27 protein-coding genes are annotated in these 26,502 nt (G+C 66.2%); 12 read left to right on the forward strand and 15 right to left on the reverse strand.

Annotated elements, in window-relative coordinates; translation table 11 throughout:
* Window positions 1-6: 6 nt before the first annotated feature.
* Together OTER_RS07875 and OTER_RS26600 are read right to left on the reverse strand one after the other, a co-directional pair.
* Window positions 7-1,377: a TolC family protein gene (locus tag OTER_RS07875; protein WP_044891649.1), complete on the reverse strand. Its 1,371-nt coding sequence runs from the start codon at window positions 1,375-1,377 to the stop codon at window positions 7-9.
* 107 nt (window positions 1,378-1,484) lie between these two features.
* A complete protein-coding gene (locus tag OTER_RS26600) occupies window positions 1,485-1,844 on the reverse strand; it encodes a hypothetical protein (protein WP_012374377.1) in 360 nt (119 codons plus the stop codon).
* Between the two features lie 288 nt (window positions 1,845-2,132).
* On the opposite strand from OTER_RS26600, the gene OTER_RS07885 reads away from it, so the two are divergent.
* From OTER_RS07885 to OTER_RS07895, 3 genes are read left to right on the forward strand one after another with little or no spacing between them, the layout of a single operon-like run.
* Window positions 2,133-2,438: a hypothetical protein gene (locus OTER_RS07885; RefSeq protein WP_012374378.1), complete on the forward strand. Its 306-nt coding sequence runs from the start codon at window positions 2,133-2,135 to the stop codon at window positions 2,436-2,438.
* Between the two features lie 46 nt (window positions 2,439-2,484).
* Complete coding sequence (locus tag OTER_RS26605) at window positions 2,485-2,913, forward strand: hypothetical protein (protein ID WP_012374379.1); 429 nt, start codon at window positions 2,485-2,487, stop codon at window positions 2,911-2,913.
* Window positions 2,910-3,542, forward strand: a complete 633-nt coding sequence (locus tag OTER_RS07895; RefSeq protein WP_237702463.1) for an RNA polymerase sigma factor — start codon at window positions 2,910-2,912, stop codon at window positions 3,540-3,542. Before OTER_RS26605 ends, OTER_RS07895 begins: the two co-directional genes overlap by 4 nt.
* A 237-nt stretch (window positions 3,543-3,779) precedes the next feature.
* Here OTER_RS07895 and OTER_RS07900 read toward each other — a convergent pair whose 3' ends face one another.
* The 3 genes from OTER_RS07900 to pyk all read right to left on the reverse strand — a co-directional run bounded on the left by OTER_RS07900 (window position 3,780) and on the right by pyk (window position 7,087).
* Window positions 3,780-4,805 carry a hypothetical protein gene (locus tag OTER_RS07900; RefSeq protein WP_148218047.1) on the reverse strand — a complete coding sequence of 342 codons (1,026 nt, stop codon included), beginning with the start codon at window positions 4,803-4,805 and terminating at the stop codon, window positions 3,780-3,782.
* A 265-nt stretch (window positions 4,806-5,070) separates the two neighbouring features.
* Window positions 5,071-5,523 carry a DUF2721 domain-containing protein gene (locus tag OTER_RS07905; protein WP_012374382.1) on the reverse strand — a complete coding sequence of 151 codons (453 nt, stop codon included), beginning with the start codon at window positions 5,521-5,523 and terminating at the stop codon, window positions 5,071-5,073.
* 127 nt (window positions 5,524-5,650) lie between these two features.
* On the reverse strand, window positions 5,651-7,087 hold the full coding sequence (gene pyk / locus OTER_RS07910) for a pyruvate kinase (RefSeq protein WP_012374383.1): 1,437 nt from the start codon (window positions 7,085-7,087) through the stop codon (window positions 5,651-5,653).
* 157 nt (window positions 7,088-7,244) lie between these two features.
* Here pyk and OTER_RS07915 point away from each other — a divergent pair, with 157 nt between their 5' ends.
* Window positions 7,245-8,597: an MFS transporter gene (locus OTER_RS07915; RefSeq protein WP_012374384.1), complete on the forward strand. Its 1,353-nt coding sequence runs from the start codon at window positions 7,245-7,247 to the stop codon at window positions 8,595-8,597.
* A gap of 182 nt (window positions 8,598-8,779) precedes the next feature.
* Here the strand turns inward: OTER_RS07915 and OTER_RS07920 are convergent, their stop codons facing one another.
* From OTER_RS07920 to OTER_RS07930, 3 genes are all read right to left on the reverse strand, one after another.
* Window positions 8,780-9,583, reverse strand: coding sequence for an MBL fold metallo-hydrolase (locus tag OTER_RS07920; protein WP_012374385.1), 804 nt, complete (start codon window positions 9,581-9,583; stop codon window positions 8,780-8,782).
* A gap of 154 nt (window positions 9,584-9,737) precedes the next feature.
* Entirely contained in the window at window positions 9,738-13,115 is a 3,378-nt protein-coding gene (locus OTER_RS07925) for a UTP--glucose-1-phosphate uridylyltransferase (RefSeq protein ID WP_012374386.1), read from the reverse strand.
* Window positions 13,116-13,317: 202 nt separating this feature from the next.
* Window positions 13,318-14,163 carry a sugar phosphate nucleotidyltransferase gene (locus OTER_RS07930; protein WP_012374387.1) on the reverse strand — a complete coding sequence of 282 codons (846 nt, stop codon included), beginning with the start codon at window positions 14,161-14,163 and terminating at the stop codon, window positions 13,318-13,320.
* A 298-nt stretch (window positions 14,164-14,461) separates the two neighbouring features.
* Here OTER_RS07930 and OTER_RS07935 point away from each other — a divergent pair, with 298 nt between their 5' ends.
* The 5 genes from OTER_RS07935 to OTER_RS07955 all read left to right on the forward strand — a co-directional run bounded on the left by OTER_RS07935 (window position 14,462) and on the right by OTER_RS07955 (window position 17,825).
* Window positions 14,462-14,947, forward strand: coding sequence for a 6-pyruvoyl trahydropterin synthase family protein (locus OTER_RS07935; protein WP_012374388.1), 486 nt, complete (start codon window positions 14,462-14,464; stop codon window positions 14,945-14,947).
* 30 nt (window positions 14,948-14,977) lie between these two features.
* Window positions 14,978-15,961 carry a GTP cyclohydrolase FolE2 gene (gene folE2, locus OTER_RS07940; RefSeq protein WP_012374389.1) on the forward strand — a complete coding sequence of 328 codons (984 nt, stop codon included), beginning with the start codon at window positions 14,978-14,980 and terminating at the stop codon, window positions 15,959-15,961.
* Between the two features lie 55 nt (window positions 15,962-16,016).
* Window positions 16,017-16,391 (forward strand): GxxExxY protein, encoded by a 375-nt coding sequence (locus OTER_RS07945; protein ID WP_012374390.1) that lies wholly within the window; start codon window positions 16,017-16,019, stop codon window positions 16,389-16,391.
* On the forward strand, window positions 16,384-17,130 hold the full coding sequence (locus OTER_RS07950; RefSeq protein ID WP_012374391.1) for an SDR family oxidoreductase: 747 nt from the start codon (window positions 16,384-16,386) through the stop codon (window positions 17,128-17,130). The genes OTER_RS07945 and OTER_RS07950 overlap by 8 nt, the downstream gene beginning before the upstream one ends.
* Before the next feature lie 302 nt (window positions 17,131-17,432).
* On the forward strand, window positions 17,433-17,825 hold the full coding sequence (locus OTER_RS07955) for a hypothetical protein (protein ID WP_012374392.1): 393 nt from the start codon (window positions 17,433-17,435) through the stop codon (window positions 17,823-17,825).
* 98 nt (window positions 17,826-17,923) lie between these two features.
* Here OTER_RS07955 and OTER_RS07960 read toward each other — a convergent pair whose 3' ends face one another.
* The gene (locus tag OTER_RS07960; RefSeq protein WP_012374393.1) at window positions 17,924-18,715 is read right to left on the reverse strand and encodes a WecB/TagA/CpsF family glycosyltransferase; all 792 of its coding nucleotides are present in this window, start codon (window positions 18,713-18,715) and stop codon (window positions 17,924-17,926) included.
* Between the two features lie 386 nt (window positions 18,716-19,101).
* On the opposite strand from OTER_RS07960, the gene OTER_RS07965 reads away from it, so the two are divergent.
* Window positions 19,102-20,913, forward strand: a complete 1,812-nt coding sequence (locus OTER_RS07965) for an ATP-binding cassette domain-containing protein (RefSeq protein WP_012374394.1) — start codon at window positions 19,102-19,104, stop codon at window positions 20,911-20,913.
* 93 nt (window positions 20,914-21,006) lie between these two features.
* On the opposite strand, the gene OTER_RS07970 is transcribed toward OTER_RS07965, so the two are convergent.
* Together OTER_RS07970 and OTER_RS07975 are read right to left on the reverse strand one after the other, a co-directional pair.
* A complete protein-coding gene (locus tag OTER_RS07970; protein WP_012374395.1) occupies window positions 21,007-21,675 on the reverse strand; it encodes an HAD family hydrolase in 669 nt (222 codons plus the stop codon).
* Window positions 21,676-21,710: 35 nt separating this feature from the next.
* Window positions 21,711-22,097, reverse strand: a complete 387-nt coding sequence (locus OTER_RS07975; RefSeq protein ID WP_012374396.1) for a hypothetical protein — start codon at window positions 22,095-22,097, stop codon at window positions 21,711-21,713.
* 132 nt (window positions 22,098-22,229) lie between these two features.
* On the opposite strand from OTER_RS07975, the gene OTER_RS07980 reads away from it, so the two are divergent.
* A complete protein-coding gene (locus tag OTER_RS07980) occupies window positions 22,230-22,841 on the forward strand; it encodes a GNAT family N-acetyltransferase (protein WP_202796025.1) in 612 nt (203 codons plus the stop codon).
* 8 nt (window positions 22,842-22,849) lie between these two features.
* On the opposite strand, the gene corA is transcribed toward OTER_RS07980, so the two are convergent.
* The gene (corA, locus tag OTER_RS07985; RefSeq protein ID WP_012374398.1) at window positions 22,850-23,821 is read right to left on the reverse strand and encodes a magnesium/cobalt transporter CorA; all 972 of its coding nucleotides are present in this window, start codon (window positions 23,819-23,821) and stop codon (window positions 22,850-22,852) included.
* Between the two features lie 38 nt (window positions 23,822-23,859).
* Window positions 23,860-24,333 carry a PTS sugar transporter subunit IIA gene (locus OTER_RS07990; RefSeq protein WP_012374399.1) on the reverse strand — a complete coding sequence of 158 codons (474 nt, stop codon included), beginning with the start codon at window positions 24,331-24,333 and terminating at the stop codon, window positions 23,860-23,862.
* A gap of 119 nt (window positions 24,334-24,452) precedes the next feature.
* Here OTER_RS07990 and OTER_RS07995 point away from each other — a divergent pair, with 119 nt between their 5' ends.
* Entirely contained in the window at window positions 24,453-25,004 is a 552-nt protein-coding gene (locus OTER_RS07995) for a hypothetical protein (protein ID WP_012374400.1), read from the forward strand.
* Between the two features lie 211 nt (window positions 25,005-25,215).
* On the opposite strand, the gene OTER_RS08000 is transcribed toward OTER_RS07995, so the two are convergent.
* Together OTER_RS08000 and OTER_RS08005 are read right to left on the reverse strand one after the other, a co-directional pair.
* Entirely contained in the window at window positions 25,216-25,671 is a 456-nt protein-coding gene (locus OTER_RS08000) for a hypothetical protein (protein WP_012374401.1), read from the reverse strand.
* Window positions 25,672-25,777: 106 nt separating this feature from the next.
* Window positions 25,778-26,476, reverse strand: a complete 699-nt coding sequence (locus OTER_RS08005; RefSeq protein ID WP_012374402.1) for a CTP synthase C-terminal region-related (seleno)protein — start codon at window positions 26,474-26,476, stop codon at window positions 25,778-25,780.
* Window positions 26,477-26,502: the final 26 nt, after the last annotated feature.

The following is a 26,502-nucleotide window of genomic DNA, read 5'->3' on the forward strand; positions in this document are numbered from 1 at the left end:
TTAAAATCAGCGGTGAGCTGTGGGAGCTTGGACGAGGAGCGGCGCGGCGGAGGGTACCTCGCCGGCCATGACGACGAGCAGGTCGGTCGCGGCGAGCTCGCGTTCGCGGAGCGCCTTGGCGCGTTCGAGCTGCATCAGGAGCGCCATGTGGCGTGCGTCGACGATCATGGCCGCTCCACCCATGCCTGATTGGTAACCGGCCGCAGCCGACGCGGCGGCGCGTTCCAGGTTGGGCAACGCGGACTCGTCCAGGTAGGCGATCATCCGGTCGGCCTCGCGGACCATGAACAGCATCTGGGCGATTTCCGCGGCGAGGTTGAGCTGCTCGGCGGTGAGCCGGGCGACGGCGGCATCGTGACGGGCTTTCGCACCGGCGATGGTCGCGGCGATCTTGTCGCGCCAGATCGGCAGCGACAGCGAGGCCTGCGGACGATACATCAACGGATCGGCCTTCACGTCGGCCATGAGCCCGATCGCGAAATCGGGCCGGTCGGTGGTGTTGGCGACGCCGACTTCGGCAACCGCTATGTCGACCATCGCGCGCATCGAACCGAGCTCGGGATTCGCCGCGAGCGCGCGCTGCCACAGCGTGTCCTCATCCGGCAATGCGGTGGGTTGCAGCGCGGACTCGGGCCAGGCGGGATCGGCCTCGTCGCGCGTCAGCCCGAGTGCCGATTTGAAGCGGGCGCGGGCGGCGCCCCGCCGGTCGCTGAACGCGGCGTGATGACTGTGGTGTTCGGCGACGAGGTTTTGCAGCCGGACCATTTCATTGAACGAGACCATCCCGCGGCCGGTGGAGAATTCGGAGGCCGCGAGCTGCAGCGACTGGTCGACGTTGTGCAGCGTCGCGGTGTAGAGCCGCAGGGTTTCGGTGGTATACGCGAGTTCGACCCAGGCCTTCCGCACCTCGGCGGCCGTCTGGAGCACGGCGGCGACATACGCGCGATACGCGACGCCGCTTCGCGCGGCGGCCTCGTTGGCCATGGCGGCGCGTTTGCCTGCGCCCATGAAATCAAACATCAGTCCCGGCATCAGCGTCATCAGCATGTCGGCGATGTCGGCCTCGAACGTGAGCTTCGGATCCGGTTGCGCGCGGGCCGGCGTGATCGCTTCGACGCTCGCCCGCCAGTCGTAGTAAGCGGCCTCGACCTGCGGATGATTGAGCACGCCGAACGCGACGTAGTCCTCCAGCTTCGAGTCGGCACCGAGCACGGGCAGCACGGGCTTGTGACCCGAAGGCCGATAGGCGGCGGCCACCCGGCCGAGCTGTTCGCGTGCAGCCCGCTCTCCTGCCATGGGAGCGGTGCTGCAGCCGGCGAGGGCGAGCAGCAACGCGGCGAGGAGCAGCTGAGGCGAGTGTCGGCGGGCAGTGTTCACGAGAGTGTGGAACGGTAGGGACGGCTCTCCGAGCCGTCCGAAGCGCGAGCGAGATTGCCCCATCGCAGACGCCTCGGTGAGGCGTCCCTACCTGTGGCGAGTTCGGCTCAGTGCTTGGACGCTGTGTGACCGGCGGCCTTATTCGCCGCGGCTTCGTCGATCTTCTTCAGATACTTCGCCGGGTCCTTCTTGAACTTCTTCACGCAGCCATCGCAGCACATCCTCACGAGGCGGTCGGGCTTGCCGTCCTCCTTGTGAATGTAGTCGAACGGCTCGCCCATGCTGCCGAGCTCCTCGCCGGACACCGCGCAGACTTGGAGCGGGTAGTCGGCCTTTTGGGCGGCGATGCTCTCGGAGGCGGCGGGCTGGGTGGCGCCGGAATCAGCGGCGTGATCGTGTTGGGCGAAAGCTGCCGGAGCAGCGAGAACGAGCAGGGCGGAGCAGGCGAGGGTAAGGAGGGATTTCATGAGTGCAGGGATGATTTCACCCCTCACTACACCTGCATGGACGCAAACCCTCGGGAAAAATTGCCAAGCAGGCTCGGGAGTGTGGTTCGGTTCTTCGCTTTGGGCGGGTCGAAACTGGGTGCGTCAGGTGTCGCCCCTCGACAGGCGCTCGGGACCCTGAGCCCGTCGAACGGGCGAACGGCACACCACCGGGTGGGGCGGCAAACCGGAAAAGAGCGGGAGGGGCGGCGCCGCGAGATTTTCTGCGGGTTTTTCGAGAACCCGGGTTATAGTCTGCATACGCAAATCATGAAATCACCGGAGCAGAACGACCTTTTTGCGGATGTGCTGGCCGACTGGCGAGTGCAGCCGCCTCGCGATCCCAACTTCCGCGCCGCGGTGTGGGCGCGGATTGCGGCGACGAGCCGCGGGCTGAGTTGGGCAGGTTACGCGCGCACGCATCTGGCGGCGCTGGCGGGTGCCCTGGCGTTGGCGCTGTTGCTCGGCGGTTGGGCGGGACGCGAGCAGGCTCGCTCGGTCGTCGCCGCGGATCGCGCCGAAATTGCCGCCACGTATGTCCAAACGCTGGATGCGCGCGCGATGTGGGAGCATTGAAAGCGGTGAGTCTAGAGCTAAGAGTCCAGAGCTGAGAGCGGAGAGCATGAAGAATTTCTGGTTGAGCGTGTTGATGGTCGTCGCGGTGGGCGCGGTGTCGTTTGCCGCGTTCTACGCGCTTAACGATGCGCCGGAGATCCGGCGGGCCGCGCGGGAGCACGACGCGATGGCGTGGCTGCGCGTGGAGTTTAAGCTCGATGAGACGCAGTTCGCGGCGATCAAGCGACTGCACGACGACTACGGCAAAGTCTGCGAGCAGCACTGCAACGCGATCCTGCGGGCGCGCCGGCAGAAGGCTCCGCCGGCGGAGATTGCGGCGCTGGAGCAGGTCTGCGTCGGCTCGATGACCGAGCACTTCCGGCAGGTCGCGGCGCTGATGCCGGCGGGGCAGGGCGAACGTTATCTCGCGATCGTGTTGCCGCGCGTGTCGGACTACTCGCACCAAGGCGCGCCCAACCTGCAGGTGCAGCCTTGAGCGACGAACCGCCTTTGCCCGCAGGCAGGAACGCTGCGCCGGCCGGCCCGGCGGGGCCGAGCACGGAATGGATGCGGCGGGTGCAGGCGGGCGACGAGGCGGCGCTGGCGGCATTGATGGCCGAGTGGGAGTTGCCGGTGAAGGCGCTGATCGCGCGGATCGTGTTGAACGCGCGGGAAGCGGACGAACTGGCGCAGGAGACGTTCGTACGCGTGTGGCAGCAGCGGGAAAAATTTCGTGCGGGTGCGGAGTTTCGGCCGTGGTTGTTCGCGATCGCCGTGAATCTCGCGCGCAACCGGCTGCGCTGGTGGCGGCGGCGGCCGGAGGTCGCGCTCGAGGAGTGGACGGGAAACGCAGCCTCGGAGAGCGGAGACCGGAGTGCGGAAATCGGGAGACGGGGAGGCATGATGGGGGCGGAAGCGTTGGAGCGCGCGGAGCGGGCGGGGGCCGTGCGCGATGCGATCGCGGCGTTGCCGGTGGAGTTGCGCGAGGCGGTGGTGCTGTTCGAATACGAGCAGATGTCTCACGCCGAGATCGCGCTTGCGCTCGGGACGACGCCGAAGGCGGTGGAGACGCGGCTCTATCGTGCGCGCGAAAAACTGCGGAAAACGCTGGCGAAATGGGCGTGAGCGGCGACGAGCAACCGGGGGACGGCATTTCCACGTGGCACAACGAGTGGTCGTTTATCGAGACTTGTCAGAAGAAGTGGCGAGGTAGGCTGCGATGGTAGGGCGCGACCGCTGGCGCACCGCGAATAGTAGGCGGCGGGCCTAGCGGTCCTGCCCTACCCGAAGCCGCGTCACTTCTGTCAGGAGGGCTCAATAGGTTACCCTTTCGGTTGAGCTGGGCGGTCGCGAGAGAGCTGACTAAAAACTCCAGCTCACGCTGGCGCGGAGCCGGTAGTCGGGTGTGAGCTGCAGTACGGTGTTGTCGACGCTCACCGGAATGTCTGCGCCGAGCGCAGCGCTGAGGTTGAGCCCGAACGTCGCGGAAACCCGGGGGCCGAGAAACACCGAGCGGATGCCGGTATCGTCCGCGCGTTCGCCGGCGAAATCGTCGCGGCCCTTGGTTTCGCCGGAGGCGACGAGCTGGAGCGCAAGTGTGCGCGTGTGACCGAGGATCAGATACGCGCCGGGAGCCAATTCCCACGTGAGATCGTTGGCGAAACGATAGTCGTAATCGCCGCGCGTACGCAGGGTGTATTGCAGCAGCGCCGTGGCCAGGAACCGGGCGCGCCGAAAGAAGAGGTTTGCGCCCAGGTGGGCATCGGTCGATCCGGTGCCGAGCGTGAGATCGTGCCCGTGCACGCCACTGGCCGGTCCGTGAGCGTGGCCGTCGTGAAACGGTCGGATCTCCGAGTCGGCGGCGAGCAGGGCGAGGATGGGCGGTGCGGCGTCCGGCTCATCCTCTTCGGTTGTTTCCTCGGCGAGCCGGCGGGTGCTGCCGGTGGGCAACTTCATGCCGGCGTGCGCGTCGAGAATGAACGTGGTTTGCTCGGTTTCGCGGCGGAACACCTCGCCGCGCGCCAGCACGGAGATGTCGCCCAGCCCGCGTTCGCGTCCGTCCTCGATGCCCTCCGCGCTGGGTCGCCGGAACGAGCGGGTGATCAGCGGAACGTTGAGTTGCGCGCTCCAGCGCGGGGAGAAGGCGCGGCGCGCGACGAGCTGAGTGATCACGCTGTCCATTCGCTGATCGGCCGGATCGGCGACGCGTTCTCCGTCGAGCCGCAGGGTGCCGAAATGCGTGAATTGCGTTGCGGCGCTGAGCGTCCAAGCCGACGACGAGAGCCCTTGCGCGTGAACCGCCGAATACACGGCGCAAAGATCGCAGGCGGGCGCCGCGGCCGGCAGCGCGAGCGCCACGACGAGCATGAAACGGGCTGGAGATCTCATGAATGACGATTGGATCGCGACGGAAGGGCGGAGGTTACAACGGAGGGCGGTGCCGAGTGGCAAGCTCCGGCGGGGCGCATGACACGGGCCAGGCCCGCGCGATGTGCGGCCGGCGGCGTGAGCACGCTGGATGCTATCCGAAGCAATGATTCGCGCGCCTGGGAGTCGGTTGGCTGCTTCAGCGCCTCTGCGATTCGAGGAAGCTCCTTCGAGCTCGCAGGCCTCGGGAAAGCATCCTGACCGCTGCGGGATTTGCGGATGGCTGCTACTGCTGGCGCGTGCGCTCGACCTCGAGTTGCACGGCGTGGAGCGAGGCGAAGATGTCGCGGAGAAACGCGACCAGCGCCGCGGCGAGGAAGAGGATGCTCAGCAGAAACACGGCGGCGATGCCCAGGCCGGGATTGAGCTCCAAAAGTGCGCCGATGAACAGGCCAAGAATCAGAACGCACGAGGTCAGCATGCTGCAGCCGGCGAACGTGACCGCGAGTCGCACGAGTCCGGCGCGGCGCCAGAGAATCTCGAGCTGACTGCGCGCGTGTTCGCGCTCCTCACCCGTGGTCGAGCGGGTCTCGCCCGCCAGAATGCGCGTGCGATCGACGATTCGCGCCATCCGGTTGGTGAGGGTGATGGTGAGCGCGCCGACGCCGGAGATCAGGATCACCGGGGAGATCGACAGTTCGATGATCGAGGTGAGCGAGCCGGCGGAGAAGAGTTGCACGAACCGCAGGCTGCAGGAGCAGCATGGCTAGGGCAAGCTGCGGGGAGGGGAGGGAACGCGAACGGGAATGGCGGGCGGCGCGAGGCCGGCGGCCCCGAATGCGCGCGGGACGCCGCGCTCCCAGATGCTACCGCACGGTGCGGAGTTGGACGGCGTCCACGAGCCGGTCGGCGGCGAGAATGTCGGTGGCGACGATCAGCTTGTCGCCCGGCTTGATCCGGCCGGCCTGGCGCAACATCTCGATCGCGTTCTCGATCGTGGCATCCGGCTTGGCGGCGAACGGCATCAGGAACGGCTCGACCGAGCGCAGCAGCCGCATCTGGCGCAGCACCTCGATGGTCGGCGTGAAGGCGTAGACGGCCGCGCACGTGGGGCGCAGCGCCGCGAGGCCTTGGGCCATGTAGCCGTAACGCGTGAAGGTAAGAATTTTCGAGCCGGGAATCTCGTTCGCGAGTACGACGGCGGAGTGGAGGATCTTCATCTTCTCCGTCGAGAAATTCAGCGGCTCCTGATGATCGGGGTCCATCTCGGCTTCGATCCGCCGGGCGATCTTGTCGAGCATCTGCAGGCACTCGAGGGGGTATTTGCCGACGGTGGTTTCGCCCGAGAGCATCACGCAGTCGGCGCGCTCGTAGGCGGCGTTGGCGACGTCGGTGATCTCGGCGCGGGTGGGCACGGGCTGGCTGATCATCGACTCCAGCATGTGGGTGGCGACGATCACGGGACGACCCTTGGCGATGCAGGCGCGAACGGCGCGGCGCTGGATGACCGGCAGATCCTCGAATGGACACTCGATGCCGAGATCGCCGCGCGCGATCATCAGCCCGTCGCAGGCCTCGATGATCTCGTCGAGATTGCTGATCGCGGACTGGTCCTCGATCTTGGCGATAATGCGCGCCTTCGAGCCATGCTCGTGCAGGAAGGTGCGGAGATCGTTCACGTCCTTGGCCTCGCGCACGAACGACAGCGCGATGAAGTCGACGCCTTCGGCGATGCCGAGGCTCGTGTCGACGCGGTCTTTCTCGGTGAAGGCCGGCAGGTTGATCCGCACGCCCGGGAGATTGATGTGCCGGCGGGAGCTGAGCTGGCCGGGGATGAGCACGCGACAGCGGATGTGCGCCTGGTCCTTTGCGAGGACCTCGAGGCGGATCAGCCCGTTGTCGACGAGCACGGTGTCGCCAATCTGGATGTCGTTGACGAGATCGCGGTAGTTGACGTCGACGGAGCGCACCTCCTGATCGGACTCGCGCGACGTGCTCGGATGCACGGTGAAGTCGAAGATCTCGCCGGGTTTCAGCTGGATCGGGCTGGGCAGGTCGCCGGTCCGGATCTCGGGGCCCTTGATGTCCATCAGGAGCGCGACCTCGCGGTTCACGCGGGTGCTGATCGCGCGGATCCGGCGGACGATGGTGCGCGTCCACTCGTGGGAGGCGTGGGCCATGTTGAGCCGGACGATATCGGCGCCGCCGACGATCATCTTTTCGAGCATGGCTTCGCTCTCGGTGGCCGGGCCGAGGGTGAAGATGATCTTGGTGCGGCGAAACGCGTCGGGAGTGACGTTCATGTGGGAGGGTTCGTGGTGGAGGGGAAACGTCGGGGCAAGGCGGCGTCGCGTCAATGGCGGCGGGCGGAAGCCGAATGGTGGCATCAGCGCGGCGTGCGCCGGCGGCGCGCGCGAATTTCCGTGCAGCGCTGGCGGTTTCCGTTTGGAGTCTGCGCCCATGAGTTCCGACGCCGGCCACCCGAGCCGCCCCGTGCTGCAACCGCCTCATCCGCCCCATCCGCCCGGGCTGCGCGCCCGGCGCGGCCTGAACTGGGCCACGGTGGGCCTGATGTACACGAGCTACTATTTCTGTCGCTACAACTTCTCGTATGCAAACAAGGCGATCAAGGACGAGTTCGGGTTCACGAACTCGGACATGGCGACGATGCTGTCGGCGCAGTTTATCGCCTACGGTTGCGGGCAGATCATCAACGGGCTGCTGACCGATCGCATCGGCGGCAAGAAGGCGATGCTGATCGGCGCGGCCGGCACGATCACGGTCAACCTGCTGTTTGGCGCGGCTTCGTTCTGGGGCATGCTGAGCCTGTTTTCGCTACTGTGGGGCCTCAACGGCTACATCCAGTCGTTTGGCTCGCCCGGGTTCATCAAGATCAACAGCGCGTGGTTCAGCGAAAAGCAGCGCGGCACGTTTGCGGGGATCTTCGGGTTCATGATCAACCTCGGCCGGCTGGCGGCGAACAAGCTGCTGCCGCTGCTGCTGGCGGGCTTCGCGATCGGCACGATGATGAACGTGCCGCCGCTGCACTGGCGCTGGGTGTTCTGGGTGCCGGCGATCATCGCCTCGATCGTGGCGGTGGTGTTCGCGTTCGTGGTGAAGGACACGCCGGAGGAGGCCGGCTTCCACGATGTCTTCAAAGGCGAAGCAGATCACGCGGAAACCAACGTTCGCGCGGAGATCTGGCCGGTGCTGACGCATATCGTGACGAACCCGATGGTGTGGATCATCGCGCTGGCGTATGCGTGCACCGGCGCGGTGCGGCAGGCGATCGACCAGTGGTTCCCGGTGTATTTCCAGGAAGTGCATCACCTCAAGATGACGGGCGCGCAGTTCCAGTGGTTGGGCTACATGATCCCGCTGGTGGCGTCGTGCGGGTCGTTTCTTTCCGGTTGGGTGTCGGACCGTTTTTTCCAGTCGCGGCGCGCGCCCGTGGCCGGCGCGGTCTACATCATCGAGATGGTCGTCATTCTGGCGGCGACGCAGGTGCACACGGTGGGCTGGGCGATCGGGTTCTTCATCATGGTGTCGTTCACCGTGAACTCCACGCACTCGCTACTCGGGCCGGCGGCGGCGATGGATATCGGCGGCCGCAAGATGGCGGCGTTCGCCTCGGGCTGCATCGACGCCTTCCAGTATTTCGGCGCGGCGCTGGGGATGACGATCCTCGGCTACGTCCTCGATAATTACGGCTGGGGTTACTACTTTTACTACATGCTACCGTTCGGCGTGGTCGGATCGATTTTGATGTTCTCGATTGCGCACCGGAAGAGCCTGAAGAAGGGCGCGAAGTAAGACGGAAGTCTAGAGCCCAGAGCGGAGGGCAGGGAGCAGTTGAGAGTTGAGGGTTGAGAGATGAGAGAGGTAGGGACGGCTGTCCGCGCCGGCCGCGAGGATTCCTAGCGCTTTCGGACGCCACGGAGTGGTGCAGTGCGTTGAGGGCAACGCGTTCCACCTTCCGCTTTTCGGATCTCTGCTCACCCGCAGTCGCAGAGCGGCGTGCTCTCGCCTTGGCAGACGATCGAGAACTCGCAGGCGGTGAGCGTGGGGCGCAGCGTGGCCAACATCCGCTCGACCGCGGCGCGGGAGTTACACTCGCGCGAAAGGTGCGTCAGGTAAACGTGCCGCCACTGCGGGCAGGCGATCTCGGTGAGGAGTTCGCGCACGGCTTCGTTGGAGAGATGCCCATGCCGGCCGCTAATCCGCTGCTTCGTGGGCCACGGCCGGCGCGTGTCGGCTTTGAGCAACTCGGGGCAGTGATTCGCCTCGATCACGACAACGCAGCAGTCGCGCAGCTGTTCGCGGACGTTCAGCGGCGCATGCCCGAGGTCGGTCAAAAACGTGAGCGAGCGTCGCGGCGAAAACAAATCGCCGTCGTGCCCGGAGGTGAACCGGAACCCGACCGGCTCCTGGGCATCGTGTGGCACCGAGAAGGTGGTGACCTCCAGATCGCGAAACAGGAAACGCGCGCCGGTCTCGAACAGGTGCCAGGTCGGCCGGTAGGAAAGCCCGGCCTGCACCGCGCGGGCCGTGCCGGCGTTGGCGAAGATCTGGATGTGCGGAAATTTTTTCAGGCCCTCGATGCCGCCCGAGTGGTCGCCGTGCTCGTGCGTGAGGAACACGGCGTCGATCCGGTCGAGCGACTCACCGACGGCGGCCAGCAGCGTGCCGAGCCGGCGGGCGGAGAACCCGGCGTCGACCAGCACGCGCGCGCCCTCGGTGACGAGGAGCGCGGCGTTGCCGGAACTGCCGCTGCCAAGAATGCTGAACCGCATGGCCATGCTGGATGGTTCTTGAACCCCCAGCAGGGCGTTGCGCCAAACAAAAAAGTGTCAGGCGGGAGTAAAGGTGGAGCGCGCGGTAGGGCGCGTTATCCCTAACGCGCCGTCAGGTTGATCGGCCAACAGCGGAGCGGCGGGTTGGGGACAACCCGCCCTACCACGAGCAGATGCTCTCCACGTAGGCGGCGGAGCCGTCGCGCTGCCAGGCGTCGAGCTGGGCTTGGTCCTTCAGCTGCTGGCCACGTTGGCGTGGCACCACGGCGAACACACTGGTGCACTCGGGCAGCGCGGTCATGTCGCCCCAGAGCTTTTCGAACTGCGCGACCGGAAACACGTCCTCCTGCCCGTGCCCCCAACGCTTCTTCACATCCTTGAGCGTCACGTAGGTTGGCAGCCGCGCGGCGAGCGTGCGCACCGCGGCGGCGGTTTTTTCCGCGTTCGCAAGATCGGCACGGGTTAGGCCGAAGGCCGTAAGCAGCCGGTCGATGTCGATCCAGCACGTGTTGCTGTTGTAGTAGCGGAGATTGAACTCGATTTCCTCGCGCGGCAGCGCGAGTCCCTCGACGATCCGCAGCCGGCCGTCCACGCGCGCCAGTCCGCCGCCGTGATCCTCGATCCGTTTGGGAATCATTTCCCAGCCGAGCGTGGCGCCGGTGCTCTGGAACCAGCCGAGCAGCAAGGGATCGGGTGAGGCGCCCAGCGTGTCGATGTTGTGGGCGACGAGCGTGCGCAGCTGCGGGTAGCGCGCGAGCAGCCGGGCGAGCGTGCCGTTCTTGAGCAGGTTCGGAATCTCGAACCAGTGGCCGACCGGATGCAGGCACTGCTCGGGAAGGTTGTCGGTGTAATCGGAACCCTCGCCGACGGTGTGCGCCCAATTCGTCAGCGCGGCGCGGACGCTCTCGCGCATCTTTTCCTTTTGCTCGTCGAGCTTCTGCTGCGCGGTTTCCTCCCACGCGAATCGCAGATCGCGCACGGTGGGCACGAGCCGAAGTCCGATCGAGCGGCCGGGGGAAAGGAACACGTCGCGGTCGAACGCCTCGCCCGTCGCCTGCCGCAGCCAGCGCTCGATCGGCGCGTGCGTCAGGTGGCTCGTGGTGAACACGTGCGGGATCGTCGTGCCGTGCTCCTGCGCCGACCGCCGCGTGCGGGCGAGATGCGCTTCGATGAAACTGCGGTGCTGGCCACCGAGCTTGGCGAAGGGATGCAGCCCTTTCACCACGCCGGCGCCCTGCGTCCAGCGGCTGCCCACGCCGGCGGCGTAGGTGATCATCGCGACTTCGCCGCGTTTCAATGCGGCTTCGCCCGCGGCGCGGAACGCGGCGAGATCAGCCGTGGCACGGGCGTCTCGCCCATGGGGTTGATCTGCCATCACGGGCGGGACGCCCGTGCCACCGGCATCGAACAACGCTGCCGCTGGCACGTCCTCGATCAGCGTGTTCGCGGGCAGCCGGTTCATCGCAAGTCCGATCCGGCCGCTGCGCAGATCGGCGCGAATCTGCTCGTGCTGCGCGCGGTCGAAGCCGTTCGTCTCGAGCAGTTCGGTCAGCCGGGCGCCGCTCCGATCGTTCGCATCGCCCGAGGGCAAGAGCTGATCGAGCAGCGTGGGCAGCGCCTGGCCGAACTCCGGGAGGCGGCGCGCGGCGCGCGTGAACTGCTGCAGATCGGCGCGTTCGAGCGGCGTGAGCTCGCGCGCGGAGCGCCGCAACCAGCCGGGCACGGCTTGACGGTAGTAGTCCACCGGCAGCAAGGCCTCATCGCCGTGCAACACGGCGGCGACCGAGCCGTGTTCGTTGATGGCAAAATCGTAGACCACCGGATCCATCGCGAACGGCAGCGCGGCCTGCATCTCGCGCTTGGTGGCGAGCATGATCTCGCGGAGCTTCTCCTGGCCCTCGCGTTTGCGCTCCGGCGCGAAGATGAAGCCCATGCCGCCGCCCGACATGCCGCCGAGCATCCAGAAGCCCCAGAAGTCCTCCCCGAAGGCGGCGCGCGTGCGCGCGATCAGCTGCTCCGTGTAAAGCGTGGTGACCCACGGAATGATCGTCTGCAGCGGGCCGGAAAAATTCTGCGTCAGCGCGGCGCCGAGCTGCTTGATGTTTCCGGCGGCGAGCAGTGCGAGGATTTCGTCGAGCGTCGAGACCGCGCGAAGCCGCGCGGACCATTCGGCTTCGCTGCGCAGGAGGTATTTCTCCGTCGCCATCTCGAGGATGGGCCCGACGTTCTGCGCCATGCCGCCATGCACGAGCACGAGCGAGTCCTGAAGCTTGCGCCGCGCGTCCGCGGAAATCCGCTCGGCACCGAGCAGCGTGTGTTGCGGCAACAGCCGGCCGCGGCTGGTGCCGTATTCCGGATCACCCGGTTCGGCGAGCGCGCCCTCGATCAACTTGATGCCCGGCCAGAGTCCGCCGGAATCCTGCCAGCCGCCGCCGGAGCCGCCGAGCCATTCGCCCAGGATGGCGCGCGCGGCGACGATCCGCCGTTCGGGTTCCTCGAGCGGACCGGTGAGCGATTTGATCTGGTGCGTGGCGCGCATGCAGACGCCAATCAACGCACCGAGGAGATTCGTGGACACCGCTAGCCGCGAACCCTTCGGGATCCGGTTGACGTTGCTGACCAGCTCGAAACCGCGGCCGCTGCCGAAGATCGCGGCGAGCAAGTCGGCGAGGCTGGCGCCGGAGCGTTCGATGCCGGGCGGCACGATGCCCGCGGCGATGATCGCGGCCTTGAGCAGGCCAAGATAATCGCGGCCGAAATCGAAAACCTCGTCGAGCGTCGTGATACGCGCGGTGGTTTCGAGGTCGACGCTGGCGAGCCGGATCACCGGCTCGTCGATCACGCGAAAATAGGCTTCGACCGGCGGCCGCGGCGCGGTGTCGCGGCCGTGCACGCCGAGATCGATGGAGATGTTGAGCACGCGTGCGCCCTCGGGGAAATCCATTCCGAGGAAAAAAATGTCGCTCCAGCCACAATGCGTGAGGTCCATCCGGACGGGCGTGCGTTCGCGGAGGAGCGGGTAAGCGGCGTCGCCTTCGCGGCGGGCGAGGAGCTCGGGCCGGACGCGCAGCGGCTGGTCGAGCGGGTGGCCGAGCCGGAACATCCACGCGTTGCCGCGCGTGGAGCGGACGGTGCGGCGGACCTGGTCGGCGAGGGTTTGGAACGCGAGCGCGTGGTGCGCCGCGGCGAGCGCGCTGGAGAGCGTTTCGCTTGGACCTTGTTCGTTTTGTGCGCGGGTGAAGTCGGCGATGGCCTCCTCGAACCGGCGCTCGAGCAGGTGGGTAAACCCGGCGAACGGCACGCGGCCGGAGCGTGGCAGCTCGGGCCGGCGCGGCAGGTGGTAACGGTGGATCGCCGTGATGAAGAACAGTGCGCGGACGCGTTTGTAGAGATTGGTCTCGCGGCGGCGATACGCGTCGAGCTCGGCGCAGGCGGCGAGCAGGTCGGCGGCGGAGCGATCGGCAGCCCAGCGATCGATCGCGAGATCGCGCGTGGACTTGTCGGGTGCGTCGATGATGTCGGAGACGCGAAGAGTCATGAAAAGGAAGCTGGGACCATGAAACACACGAGCGTCCCGAAAGCGTGACCTAACAAGCGGCCGCGATCGGGATGCGCGAAGAGTTCGATCACAAATCGGCAGCACTGGAGCCGCGACGCCCTCGTCGCGGTTCTGCTCGAGCGACGCGACGAGGGCGTCGCGTCCCCAGCATCTCTTTCGAAAGATGGCACCGTTCCGTTCATCACTCTTTCGGCCGCGCGGCGAGGAGTTCGACGAGCTGGGTGAGGACGTGGTCGCGGTCGCGGCCGGAGAGCGACAGCGCGAGCTGAGCGAAGAGCAATCCGTAGGACGCACCGATGTCGTAACGGCGGCCTGCAACCGAAAACGCGAGGTAGCGCTGCCGGCTGGCGAGCGCGTGCAGCGCGGGCGAAAGACTGAGCGGCGTGTCGGGGGCGGCGGCCTGCTGCTGTTCCAACAGCGAGAAGATTTCCGCGCCGAGGACGTGTAGTCCGAAGAAGCAGAGATAAAAACCCGCACGGAGGCCTGGGACGATCAGCTGCTGCTCGGCGACCGACGGCGTCGGTTTTTCGAGCACAGATTCGATCTGATAAAGTGGTTGTTCGCCACCGACGAGCCGGCCTCCGACGGCGCCGTAGGACGTGAGCTGGCTCTCGCGCGTCGGCTGGACGGCGGAGACGGAGGCGTTTTCGGCGACGGCGATGTCGATCAGCTGGCGCGCACAGCTCTTGTCGTTGTGCGAAACGTGCAGGTGATCGCCGACGAGATGAAGGAACGGTTCGTCGCCGATGAACTCGCGGCCGCAGAGCACGGCATGACCGTAGCCGCGCGGGGTGCTTTGCGGAATGAACCGCACGCGTTCGCGCAGCGTGCCACAGGCTTCGGCGTAGGCGGATTCATCGCCGGGGCAGACGATCACACAGAATTCGTCGACGCCGGCACCGGCGGCCTCCTCCAGGATGATCTGGAGGGCGGCTTTGGTTTCGCCGTGCGGGTCAACGAGTGTCTGGAGCGGGAGGGTGCGTTGGCGCGGATTTGCGGCCGTGACGAGGGCTTTGCGGATTTTCATGACAGGAGCTGCAGCGGACCCACCACAGGTCAGCGCGGGCGGACAAGTGGTTCAATCTGAAAGCGGTAGATCGGGGGGAGCGCCATGAGTTCCTCAGGGAAGCCCTGAGCGCGGCGACGCGATTGTTGAATCCGTCGTGTTATCCGCGATTTCGTGAGTAGGCGGCGCGGGGCGCCGTCCACGGGCGGGACGCCCGTGCCACGCTCCTGTTATCCGACAGAGCAGAAGCTATTTCGGCCGAACTGTTACGGTCGGGGCGATTGACCCGGTGGGATATTTCGCTACCTCTGCCCCCTTCATGCCTGCGAAGTCCCGCCGCCGCCGATCCGCCGCGCGCTCACCGCGCGTGCTGCGCGGCACCGTGTTCATCACGCGGCAGGTGCACTTCAACGCGGCGCACCGGCTCTACAACCCGACCAAGAGCCAGGCATGGAACACGAACCAGTATGGGCTTTGCACCAGTCCCAACTGGCACGGGCACAACTACGTGCTCGAGGTCACTGTGCGCGGCGAGCCCGACCCGGAGACCGGCTACATCGTCGACTTGTCCGAGCTGAAGCGCGTGCTGCACGAGACGGTCGTTGACCGCTGCGATCACCGGAACCTCAACGACGACGTGGATTTTCTGCGCAACGTCATTCCGACGACCGAGAATCTGGTGATCGCGTTTTGGGATCAGATCGAACCGGCGTTGCCCGCGGGGAAGCTGCATTGCGTGCGGCTGTATGAGACGCCGCGGAATTTCGCCGAGTATTTCGGACCCGATGCGCCGGCGCGGGCGTAACGCCTCGGGACGGCGCCGCATCAAAACGACATGAGCAAGAAGAAGAAGTCGATGTATCTCCATGAGTCCGCCAGTGGGGCGGCGCCCAAGATCCAGCGGCGCTACGATCCCGCGTTCGAGGTGGACGCGGCCTATCGGGCTTCGCTGCCGGACATGATGGAGGCGGCGTATGCGGCCATCCAGGGCGCGCACGTGCCGATCCAGCAGGTGGGCGTGTCGAACTTCAAACTGCCGCTGAAGTTCCGGACGAAAAAGGGTGAGATCCTGACGCTCGAGGCGAGCATTACCGGTACGGTCTCGCTCGAGGCGGACTTGAAGGGGATCAACATGAGCCGGATCGTGCGCTCGTTCTACGACCACAAGGACGAGGTGTTCACCGGCGAGTGGATGGGCAAGATCCTCTGCGCCTACCTGCGCAACGTGAAGAGCAAGGACGCGCGGCTGAAGGTGAGTTTCTCCTATCCGATGCTGCACCGCAGCCTGCGCAGCGGGCTGGAAGGCTACCAGTTCTACAACGTCGCGTTCGAGGGCGTGCTGACGCGGAAGGGCGACTACCGGCGGTTCATCCATTTCGATTTCGTTTACTCGTCGGCGTGCCCGTGCTCGGCAGAGTTGGCGGAGCACGCGCGGGACCAGCGCGGGGTTTACAGCGTGCCGCACTCGCAGCGCAGCAAAGCGCGCATCGTCGTGGAAGAGACGCAGGGTAAAAAGATCTGGATCGAGGACGTGCACGCGCACTGCCTCCGCGCGCTGCAGACCGAGACGCAGGTGATGGTGAAACGCGAGGACGAGCAGGCGTTCGCCGAGCTCAATGGGGCGCACCTGAAATTCGTCGAGGATGCGGCGCGGCTGCTGTATCGGGAATTCGACGCGGACGAGAAGATCGCCGATTTCCGGATCGCGTGCTCGCACCTCGAATCGCTGCACTCGCACGATGCCGTGAGCGTGATCTGCAAAGGCGTGAAGGGCGGGTTCACCGCGGACTTCATGGATTTCCAATCGCTGGTGTGCTAAGAGGCCAATATTCGATCGTTCCCGCGGATGGCGCGGATGGACGCGGATTGTGGCAATGATTCACGAAGAGTTGAGCGGAGAGATCATCGGTGCCGCGATGGCGGTGCTCAACGAGCTCGGCCCAGGGCTCGACGAAAAGCTCTACGAACGCGCGTTGGTCATAGAACTCCGGAAGCGCGGGCATACGGTGGAGCAGCAGCGCGCGTTTCCGGTGCACTATTCTGGCGAGCTGATCGGCACTCTTGTTCCAGACACCATCGTCAATGGACTGGTGGTGGCGGATCCTAAGGTCGTCGAGGCGTTCACGGACACGCACGTTCGGCAGATGATTGGGTATCTCGCGGTCACAGGACTCAAGCTCGCACTCCTGCTCAATTTCAAGTTTGCCAAACTACAGTGGAAACGCGTCGTCCGTGATCCCCATGAATAATCCGCGCCCATCCGCGAAATCCGCGGGAGAAAACAAGCCGCTCGTTCTCATCACCGGCGCGTCGCAGGGAATTGGGGAGGCGATTGCACAGGTGTTTGCCCGCGAACTGCCGGGCGTCCGGCTCGCTCTGGTCGCGCGCAGCGAGGCGAAGCTGGCAGGCGTGGCGCAGGCGTGCGGGGGAGCCGGAGCCGAGGCGGACGTGTTCGGCTGTGACGTGACGGACGCAGGCTCGGTCGCGCGGATGGCGGAGGTGGTGACGCAGCGGTTCGGCCTGCCCGACGTGTTGATCAACAACGCGGGCGGATTCGTGCCGAAGAAGTTCGCGCAGACGACGGTGGAGGATTTCGACGCGATGGTGGCGGTGAACCTGCGCAGCGCATTTCTCGTTACGCACGCGTTCCTGCCGGCGCTGCTGAAACGCGGGAGCGGCGACGTATTCTTCATGAGCTCGATTGCCGGGCTGGCCGCCTATCCGGCGAGCGCGGCTTATACGGCGGCCAAATTTGGGGTGACGGGACTGGCGAAAGCGTTGCGCGCCGAGACCAGGGACGCCGGGCTGCGCGTGTGCTGCGTGCATCCGGGCGCGACCTGGTCGCCATCGTGGTCGGGCAGCGGAGTGGCGCCGGAGCGGATCATGCCGACGGAGGATGTGGCGCAGGCGTTTTATGACGTTTACCGAATGTCGCGGCGCACGGTCGTGGAGGAGATCGTGCTGCGGCCGCGACTGGGCGATATCTGAGTTGCAGCACCGATAACGCGGTTGCTGGGAGCCGTGAACAAAACCCTGAGCGGACACTGACACGGTTGCGGTGGCCGGTATCGGGAAAGCTCCGGGGAACGCGGCGCGCGCGCATCGTGTCGCCGCGGGGATGCCAACGCCCCTGCTGGTTCCCGCGGTTTGCACGAGCGAGAAAAGCGGGTTCGTGCGGAATGCGGGAATTTTCGCGGGCGCGGGGCGGCTGAGAAAACGGAGTTGCCGGAACGGGCGGAGGTTACGGATTCCGCCGGAGCGTTGGCACGATCACGGCTGAAAGACGGACCATGAATTTCAAACATGCGATCGGCTTCATGATCATCGGGGCGGTGTTCGGGTTGCTGCCGAGCTTGGTGCCGGAGTGGTGTCCCGCAACAGGACCGGACGGATCGAGCACGCGGGCGCTCTGGCTCGGACTGATGAGCACCGTAATGATCTCGATCGCGCTGAGTTACTTCGGGCGGCGGATCCTCGGCAGTCTGGCGTTGCTGCTCGAGCACGGACCGGCGGGCGCGGAGGAAGAGGCAGTTCCGGCGTTTGAGGTGCCGGCGGCTGAGGAACTCGCGGCACTCGTGCGCGTCGCCCGGCAGCCTGGCAATGGGCTGGCGGTGGCGGGGGCAGGCATCGCGTCGCCGTTGCCGTTCAGCCCTACGCTGGTCGAGCCGCGCCGCGCGGCGTGACGCACGAAACCTTGAAGTGGAAGTGAAGGTGCAGCCCGCCGGCGACGGCGGGCTTTTTTTTGGCAACAGCGGGTAAAGGGCTGCGACCGCGCCACACGTCAGTCGACCAGCGGGTAGCGCTTCACTCCGGTTTTTTGCAGCGCCACACGGAGCAGGAAAATGGGATTCGTCTTGAGATAGCGACCGACCAGCCGACGCGGCTCGAGGCAGAGACGAAACAGCCACTCGAATCCGCTGCGCTGGATCCAGCGCGGCGCCTGACGCACGCGGCCGGCGTGAAAGTCGAACGCGGCGCCGACGCCGATGAGCAGGCCGGCCTCGAGCTGCTGCCAATGCGCCGCCATGAACCGCTCCTGCTTCGGGGTACTCAGCCCCACCCAGATCACATCGGGCCGGGTGCGGGCGATCTCGGCGCGCAGCGCGTTCGCCTCGTCAGGCTGCAATGGCCGAAACGGCGGTGTGAACGTGCCGGCAATCTCCAGACCGGGATAACGCGCCGCGAGCCGTTGCGCGAGCTCGGTGGCGATGCCCGGCCGGCCGCCGTAGAAGAAATGCCGTAGTCGGACACTGCGGCCGGCGTTGCAGACGGCGCCGAGCAGGTCGGGACCGTAGACGCGCTCTACGCCGTGCGGCGCGAGCCAGACCAACGGCATTCCGTCCGGCGTGGTGAGATAGGAGCGGTTGAGGATCCGACGAAAATCCGGATCGGCGCGGGCTTCGCCGACGCTGTGCACGTTGCACAAGCAAACGTACCCGAGTCGCTGCGCGCCACGCGCGCGGAGCACAAGGTCGCGAGCTTGCGCCAGCGTAAGCGCGGAGACACCGACGCCCAAGACGTTGTAGCGCGGGGGAAGAGTCGACGCGACGGCCGGGTTCGAAACCGCGGGCATGAGTGCGAGCAAGCCAGAAGGTGTCGCCGCCGCAACCGGATAGTCTGCTCCGCGGCAGGAGCCGATCTAACCGCAAAGGCTGCCTTGTCTCGTAACGCGCGGGCCCTCTCGATCGTTCAGCATGGTTAACGCGCGAGAAAGCCTGCGCCCCCCCGCCGCACCGTCGCGCTCCACGCCGACCTGTTGAGTAAACAATTTCACGTAATACGTGAAATTGGCCCGAGGGTACAGCGGAGGGCAGCGGAGTCGCGCGAAGGGCAGCGGTAGCGCGGAAGGTAGCGGGGCAGCGCGGACGGCAGCGGAGGTGGGCGGGACGGGAAAGGAGGCGCGTGGAGCGTCGGCGGGCTTGCGCGGGACGGGGCGGGGCGTGCAACGTGACCGGCTTCATGGCCCTGGTGAGTCTCCTCGATGTCAGCCTGAGCTTCGGCGGCGCGCCGTTGCTGGACCGCGTCAATCTGCAGATCGACCGCGGCGAACGCGTGTGTCTCGTCGGCCGCAACGGCGCGGGCAAGTCGACGCTGATGAAGCTGATCGCGGGTGAACTCCAGCCGGACAGCGGTCAGGTGATGCGCAGCGCGGGCGCGGCGTTTGCGCGGTTGCAGCAGGAGGTGCCCGCCGGGCTCGTGGGAACCGTGCGCGCGGTCGTGGAAGGCGAGGGCGGGGCGTTCGAAGAGCACAATGACTGGGAGCGGCACGATCGCGTGGAGCGGCTGCTGGCGAGCATGGGGCTGCCGGCAGAGGCGGCGTTCGGCTCGCTCTCGGCGGGACAAAAGCGTCGCGTGCTTCTGGCGCGGGGACTCGTGGAGCAGCCGCAGTTGCTGCTCCTCGACGAGCCGACGAATCACCTGGATCTTGCCTCGATCGAATGGCTCGAGAACTACCTGCTGCAATGGGGCGGCGCGCTGCTGTTCGTGACGCACGATCGCGCGTTCCTGCGGAAACTCGCGACGCGGATCATCGAGATCGACCGCGGCCAGCTCATCGGTTGGGCGTGCGACTACGACACGTTCCTTGTCCGCAAGCAGGCGGTACTCGAGGCGGAGGAGGTGCAGCGGGCGCAGTTCGACAAGAAACTCGCGCAGGAGGAGGAGTGGATCCGTCGCGGCGTGAAGGCGCAGCGTTCGCGCGCGCAGAACCGAATCCATGCGCTGGAGAAAATGCGGGCCGAGCGGGCGGCGCGACGTGAACGCGCAGGTACCGCAAGACTGACCGCGCAGGAAGCCGACCGCAGCGGGTTCAAGGTCATTGAATGCAAGGATGCGGGCTTCCGGCACGCCGCGGACGCGCGTTGGATCGTACGGCACCTCGACGTGCGGATCGAACGCGGCGACAAGATCGGCATCGTCGGACCCAACGGCGCGGGCAAGACGACACTGCTGCGGCTGCTGCTCGGCGAACTCGCGCCGCAGGAAGGCACGATCGAGCAAGGCACGCGGTTGGAGATCGTCTACTACGACCAGCTCCGCGCGCAGCTGAACGAGGACCTGCGCGTGCAGGACGCCGTCGCCGACGGGAACACTACGGTCACGATCAACGGCCGCACGCGGCACGTGATTTCGTATCTGGAGGATTTTCTTTTCGAGCCGGCACGGTCGCGCACCCCGGTGCGGGCGCTTTCCGGCGGCGAGCGGAACCGGCTGTTGCTGGCGCGGCTGTTCACGAAACCCTGCAACGTGCTCGTGCTCGATGAGCCGACCAACGATCTCGATGCCGAGACGCTGGAGTTGTTGGAGGATCTGCTGGTGGAGTTTGGCGGGACGCTGCTGCTGGTGAGCCACGATCGCGCGTTTCTCAACGAGGTGTGCACGAGCTTGCTGGTGTTCGAGGGCGAGGGCGACGGTCGCGTGACGGAATACCTCGGCGGCTACGACGACTGGCAGCGCGAGCGCGCGGCGAAAGCGGCGGTCGAGGAAAAGCGGCGCGAAGCCGAAAAGGCGCGGACAAACAGCGCGCCAGCTGAGCCGCAGCCGGTCGCCAAACCCCGGAAGCTGCTGAACCGCGAGCGCGCCGAGTTGGAAGCACTGCCGGGAAGGATCGAGGCGCTCGAGGCCGAGCAGCTGCAGCTGACTAACCAGCTGGCGGATCCGACGTTCTTCAAGCGGGCAGGGGCGGACGTGGCGAAAGCGACCGCGCGGTTGCAGGAACTCGAACAGGAGATCGCCGCGAATTACGCGCGTTGGGAAGAACTGGGCGGATAGTCTCCCGCGGAGCCGAAGTGGATGACGGACGGCTTCGCCTGGGTGATCCCAGCGCTGACGTAGCCGCCGCAGGCGGCAACCGAGTCTGCGCAACTACCCGCGTGGCGAAGCCGCTTGCCCGGCAAAACGCGTGAGCAGGTGGTCGAGGCTGAACTCGGCGAGCGACGTGGCGCGCAGGTCCGCGGGCGAGAAATCGTGATGGGCGGTCGATGGCCCCGGCACCGCGACGGCCCAGAGATTGGCCCGCTTCGCGGCGAGCACGCCGGTGGCGGAATCTTCGAATGCGATGGCTTCGTCGCCGCGAAGTCCGAACCGATTCAACACGAGTCGGTAGAGGTCCGGTTCGGGTTTTGGCGACGCTGCGTCCTCGCGGCAGGCGAGAAAATCGAAATGCGGAAGTAGCCCGATGCGCCGCAGGTGCGGCTCGACCCACGCGTGTTCGGAGTTCGAGGCGAGGCCGATGCGCAGGTTGCGGGATCGGGCGGCAGTGATCAGCTCAGCCGCTCCGGGCAGCACCGGCTGGCGCGCGAGCAGATCGGATTTCACCGTGCGACGCTCGAGTTCGAGCGCGGCGCGATCGGCATGCGGGCTGAAGCCGTGCCACGGGTCGAAGGCGTACTCCGCATGGCCGACGCTGCGGATGAACACCGCGCGATCGAACGGAACCCCATGCCGGGTGTGCACGGCCGCGTAAGCGTCGATCAACGGAGTTTCCGTGTCGATGATGAGGCCGTCGAAATCGAAAACGAGCGCTTGAATCATCCGGCGGACAACGAGCGGCGGAGCGGCCGGCGGAGTCAAGGAGTGCGTGCCTGCAACAGGCGGCGAACTTCGGCCTGCGCGGCTTCGGCATCAACGCCGGCTTCGCGCAGCAGCCCCACCAGGAGGTTGAACTGCTGGCGCCGGCGCTGGGCGTCCTCGCTGCGACTGCGGCGGTCCTGGCAGCGAAGCGCGAGGGAGGTGCCGCAAAGGCAGTTGCGCACGAGCAGCACGAAGGTGCCGCTGCCGGGCTGCTCCTGTTGCATCAAGCCGGAGGAATAGAAGATGGGCGTGGTGCGGGAGAGATAGTCCTTCACGTCGCCGAACCGGCGCTGGCAATGCGGGCAGGTGAGGGGGAACAGTTCCCCCGCCGTGACCTGCAATCCCTCGTACGGCGACGGAATGGAACCAGGAGGGGTATCCATAGCGGCACCGAAAGGGGACGCGGGAACGGGGTGGTTGGCAACATCGAAACCGGTTTCGCGTCAGCGGCGTTTTTCGCATTGCGGTCGCATCACGGCGGATTCACACGGCTGCGGATGCTGCGCGTTTTGCCCGTGATTTTGACCGGAGCCCGGGTGCGGTTGGAACCGTTGGTTCCGGCGCATCTCGACGAGCTCACGCGGGCGGGCAGCGAGCCGGAAATCTGGCGCTACTTCCCCTGTGCGCCGGCGGTCTCGCGCGAGCAGATGCGCGCGTGGATCGAGGCGCGCCGCGGGCAGGAGCAGTTGGGCACGGCGCTGCCATTTGCGATCATCGATCTGGTGCATGGCCGCGCGGTGGGCAGCACGAGCTACATGGATATCTCGGCGCGGGACGACCGGCTGGAGATTGGCAGCACCTGGCTGGGCCGCGAGGCGCGGCGGACGGCGATCAACACGGAGTGCAAGTTTCTCCTGTTGCGGCATGCGTTCGAGGTGCTCGGGGCGAATCGCGTACAGCTCAAGACCGATGCCCGCAATCTGCGGTCGCAAGCGGCGATCGAGCGGCTCGGCGCGATCAAGGAAGGCGTGCTCCGCGCGCACATGGTGATGGCCGACGGTTTCGTGCGCGACACCGTGATGTATTCGGTGATTGCGGCCGAATGGCCGGCGGTGAAGCAGCGGCTGGAGCAGCTGCTGCGGCGCACCCGTGGTCGCGAGCAGCGGGCGGGGGCGGGCGCCCCGTAGCGCGAGGCTCAGAACCAGTTTTTCTTCTTCAGGTAGATCGACATCAGCACGGTCGAGACGATCGTCAGGCCGAGCGCCCAGTAATAACCGTGCGGCGATTGCAGCTCGGGCATGTGCACGAAGTTCATCCCGTACCAGCCGCCCACCAGGACCGCGGGCAGGGTGACGGCGGTGAGCGCGGTCAGGAATTTGATGCCGCGGCTCGATTCGAACGCCGCCTTGTTGAGGTAGATGTCGAACGCCATCAGCAAACGCTCGTGATAACTGGCCGCGGAGTCTTCGATGCGAGCGAGATTGTCGCGCAGGTCGCGGAAGTAAGGCAGCAGGAGCGGACGGATCAGCTTGCTGTCACCGCGCGCGAGCCGGTCGATCAGATCGCGCTGCGGTCGCACGATGCTGCGCAGCCGGGAGAAATCGCCCCGCACCTGGATGATCTCACCGATGAACTCCTCGCCGGAATCCTTCGCGAGCACGGCCTCTTCGATTTCCTCCAATTCCTCGCCGAGCTCGGAGAGCACCGGCTGGTAGTTGTCGATGAGGAAATCGATCAGTCCGTGCGCCAGCCGGTCCGGGCCGCGCGCGATCACGCCGACGCTCTTCGTGACGCGGTCGATCATGCTTTGGACGGACTTCAGCGGCTTGCGATGAAACGTGACGAGAAACTCCTTGCCGAGGAAGAGATCGAGCTCGGTGCTGGCGAATTTCTCCGACCGGGTGAAGTCGATGGCGTGGGTGACGATGAACAGGTAGTTCTCGTAGTCCTCGACCTTCGGCAGCGAGCTGGGCGTGACGCAGTCCTCGATGGCGAGCGGGTGGAACTGGAACACGCCTTCGAGGATCGCCTTGATTTCCTCGTCGGTGGGATTGTCGAGATCGACCCAGACGATGAGCCCCTTGTCGGCGCCGACGAGCCGCAGAGCCTGCAGCTCGAGATCGCGGCCGATCAGCTTTCCATCGCTGAAGACGAACGACTGGATCATGGGAGAGACCTCGCAGTCCGGGCGGCGCTGGGCGAGGCTCAGGCGGGGCCGAGCAACTTGGTTTCGGCGTCCGCGACGATCCGCATGAAGTCCTCCGGCGTGGGCGCGGTGAGGAAGGCTTCGCGGGTGGAGCCGTCCTTGAGCACCCGGCACAGCGTGCTGAGCACCTGCAGATAATCGCCGGGGCGGGCCTTGGGCGTACCGAGCATGAACATCAGCCGCACGTTTTCGCCGGTGTCGAACGGAATACCGGCCTCGCTGCGGCCCACCGCGAGCACGATCTTTTGCACGTGATCGGTCCGGGCGTGCGGCACGGCGAAACCATGGCCGAGACTGGTGCTGTCGAGTCGGTCGCGCGCCAGCAACTCGCCGTAGAAACCTTCAAAATTCAATACGTCGGGATGATTCGCCAGCAATTGGGCGACCTCGTGCAGCGCCGAGGTGCGCTTCACGTTTTTTACCTGCAGCGAAATGCGGGCGGGATCGAGGAGTTGGGAGAGACGGCCGGCCATGCTACACAGCGGACAGATACGGGACCTCAGTGACACGCGGGGCAAATTCATTGGCAAGCGCGGAGTCAGCGGGCGGAAAATAATTTGCGGCGCGGCGAACGCGGACTATTTGCCGGGGCATGCAATCGCTGTGGCGCGGGATGCGGGTCGTAGTTTGCTGGGCGGGGCTGGTGGTTGCGATGAGCGCGGCGGAATTCTCGCGCAGTCTGACGCCGGCAGAGTTCGCGGCGGCCGGGCTGGACAAGCTCAGCGCCGCGGAACTCGCGCGGCTCGACGCGTTGGTGCAGGCGCGCCGCGAACGCGACGCCGCGGAGCACGACGCGGCCGCGTCGCGTGATTCGGCGATAACGAACGCGAGCACCGCCACGAAGCCGTCCTCACCCGGGCTGTTCGCGCGGATGCGGGTGGTGCTCAAGCCCGGCACCGAGATCGCGTATGAAACCGTGGAGACGGAGATCACGAGCGGATTTCGCGGTTATGAACCGGGGAAGGTGCTGACGCTGGCCAATGGTCAGCGCTGGCGCGTGGTCGACGGAAACTTTTGGGCGCCGGCGCGCGACGCCAACAGGCCGCGCAAGGTCACGATCGAGCCGGGCGTGCTGGGCAGTTTCTTCTTGCGGATCGAGGATGGGGGCCGGCCGAAGGTGAAATACGTCGGGATGGCGAACTAACCCGGAAATTTTATGAACCGGATTGAAGCTCAGTCCGAAATTCCGTCCGCCTGCGGCGGAGCGACCTTGTCGCGGTTAGCCCCGACGGAGTCGCCCCGGAGGACGGATATTTCATGAAATATCCGGGCTAAGCGGCCGGCGCGGCAAGACGAGGACGCGACCGATGCTCGATCCCGCCGCTCACGCGGCGGGCCCCCGATGAAGCGCGCCGTCAGCTCGCGCTGCGCTTGGGCTGCTCGATTTCGATCACGCGGTTGTCGCGGAACTTGATCCGGATGTTCTCCTCCTCGTGCTCGCTGTAGACGTCGGTGTAGACCGGCTCGTGATAGACGATGTAGCGGCGGCTGCGGGGGTCGAAGACCACGTAGCGCCGGTAACCGGCGTGGAACTCGCCCTCGTATTGCTGGAAGTAGGTATTGTAGACCCAGGTCATTTCCTGGCCGCTGGGCGTGGCTTTTTCGCGCCTCTCGTTGGGCGCGCCCAAGGCGATGTAAACCATATCGGGCGTGTTACCGAGCTCGATCTCCCCGCGGCGGAGTTTCTCGCGCTGTTCGGGCGCGAGCGCCTCGAACACCGCGGCCTTCTGCCGGGCGCGCCGGTCGAACGTATCGCACCCGGTCAGCGCCACGCCGAGCAGCACGGCGAGGAGGGGAAAAATGATTTTCATGGGCTCTTTGACGACGAAAGATGCGCGCGGTTGCAGGCGGCGCAAGCATGGTGGTCGCGGCCCCGCCGGCGCAGTGGCTCAGGCGAGGAGCCGGATGAGTCCATGCTTACTCCTTGGCGACGACGGCCACGAACGCGCGGGCCAGCGGCGGAGTGCGGCCGGCAAGAGCGGCACGCTCGGGCTGGAAGAGAGTCCCCACGAAGAACGGATGCACGTCAGCGGGCAACTCGGCCGCGCGGATTGCGCCGTCCTCGTCGAAGGCCGTGAAACGCAAACCGGCGCGCTCAAACGCGGCGCGATATGCCGGAGCGGGGCCGTAGTTGCAGCGATAGCCCTCCTCGGCTGAATCCGCGCCATACGCGGCCTGCACTCGGCTGCCGGGGAGGAAGTGCAACTGCTGCGTGCGTTCGACGAGTGAGCAGGTCAGTCGCGTGACGACGAGTTCGCCGCCATGTGGATTGGTCTCCGCGTGATCGGCAGCGGTGAGCCCGAGGACGTTGCGCGCGAACTCGATCAGCGCGTGTTGAAAGCCGCCGCAGGTGCCCAGCAGCGGACGATGCGTTTCGCGAGCCCAACGAATCGCCGCGAGCACGCCGGGAGTGTTTTCGTAGGGACTGCCTGGTGTGACCCAGAGCCCGGCGCAACCAGCGAGGTCGCGCGGCGGATCGTGCAGGTCGCGGGTCAACACCCAGTGCCAGGACACGGATCGGCCGAGTTCGGCTGCGGCGCGTTCGAGGGCCAGCGGGATGGCGCGATGCGCGGTGATCTCCGGAGAATAGTCGCCGATCAGTGCGATTTGGAACATGGGCGGAATCAGCAACGAATCGGCAC

This window comes from Opitutus terrae PB90-1 (genome assembly GCF_000019965.1).
Lineage (GTDB): Bacteria > Verrucomicrobiota > Verrucomicrobiia > Opitutales > Opitutaceae > Opitutus > Opitutus terrae.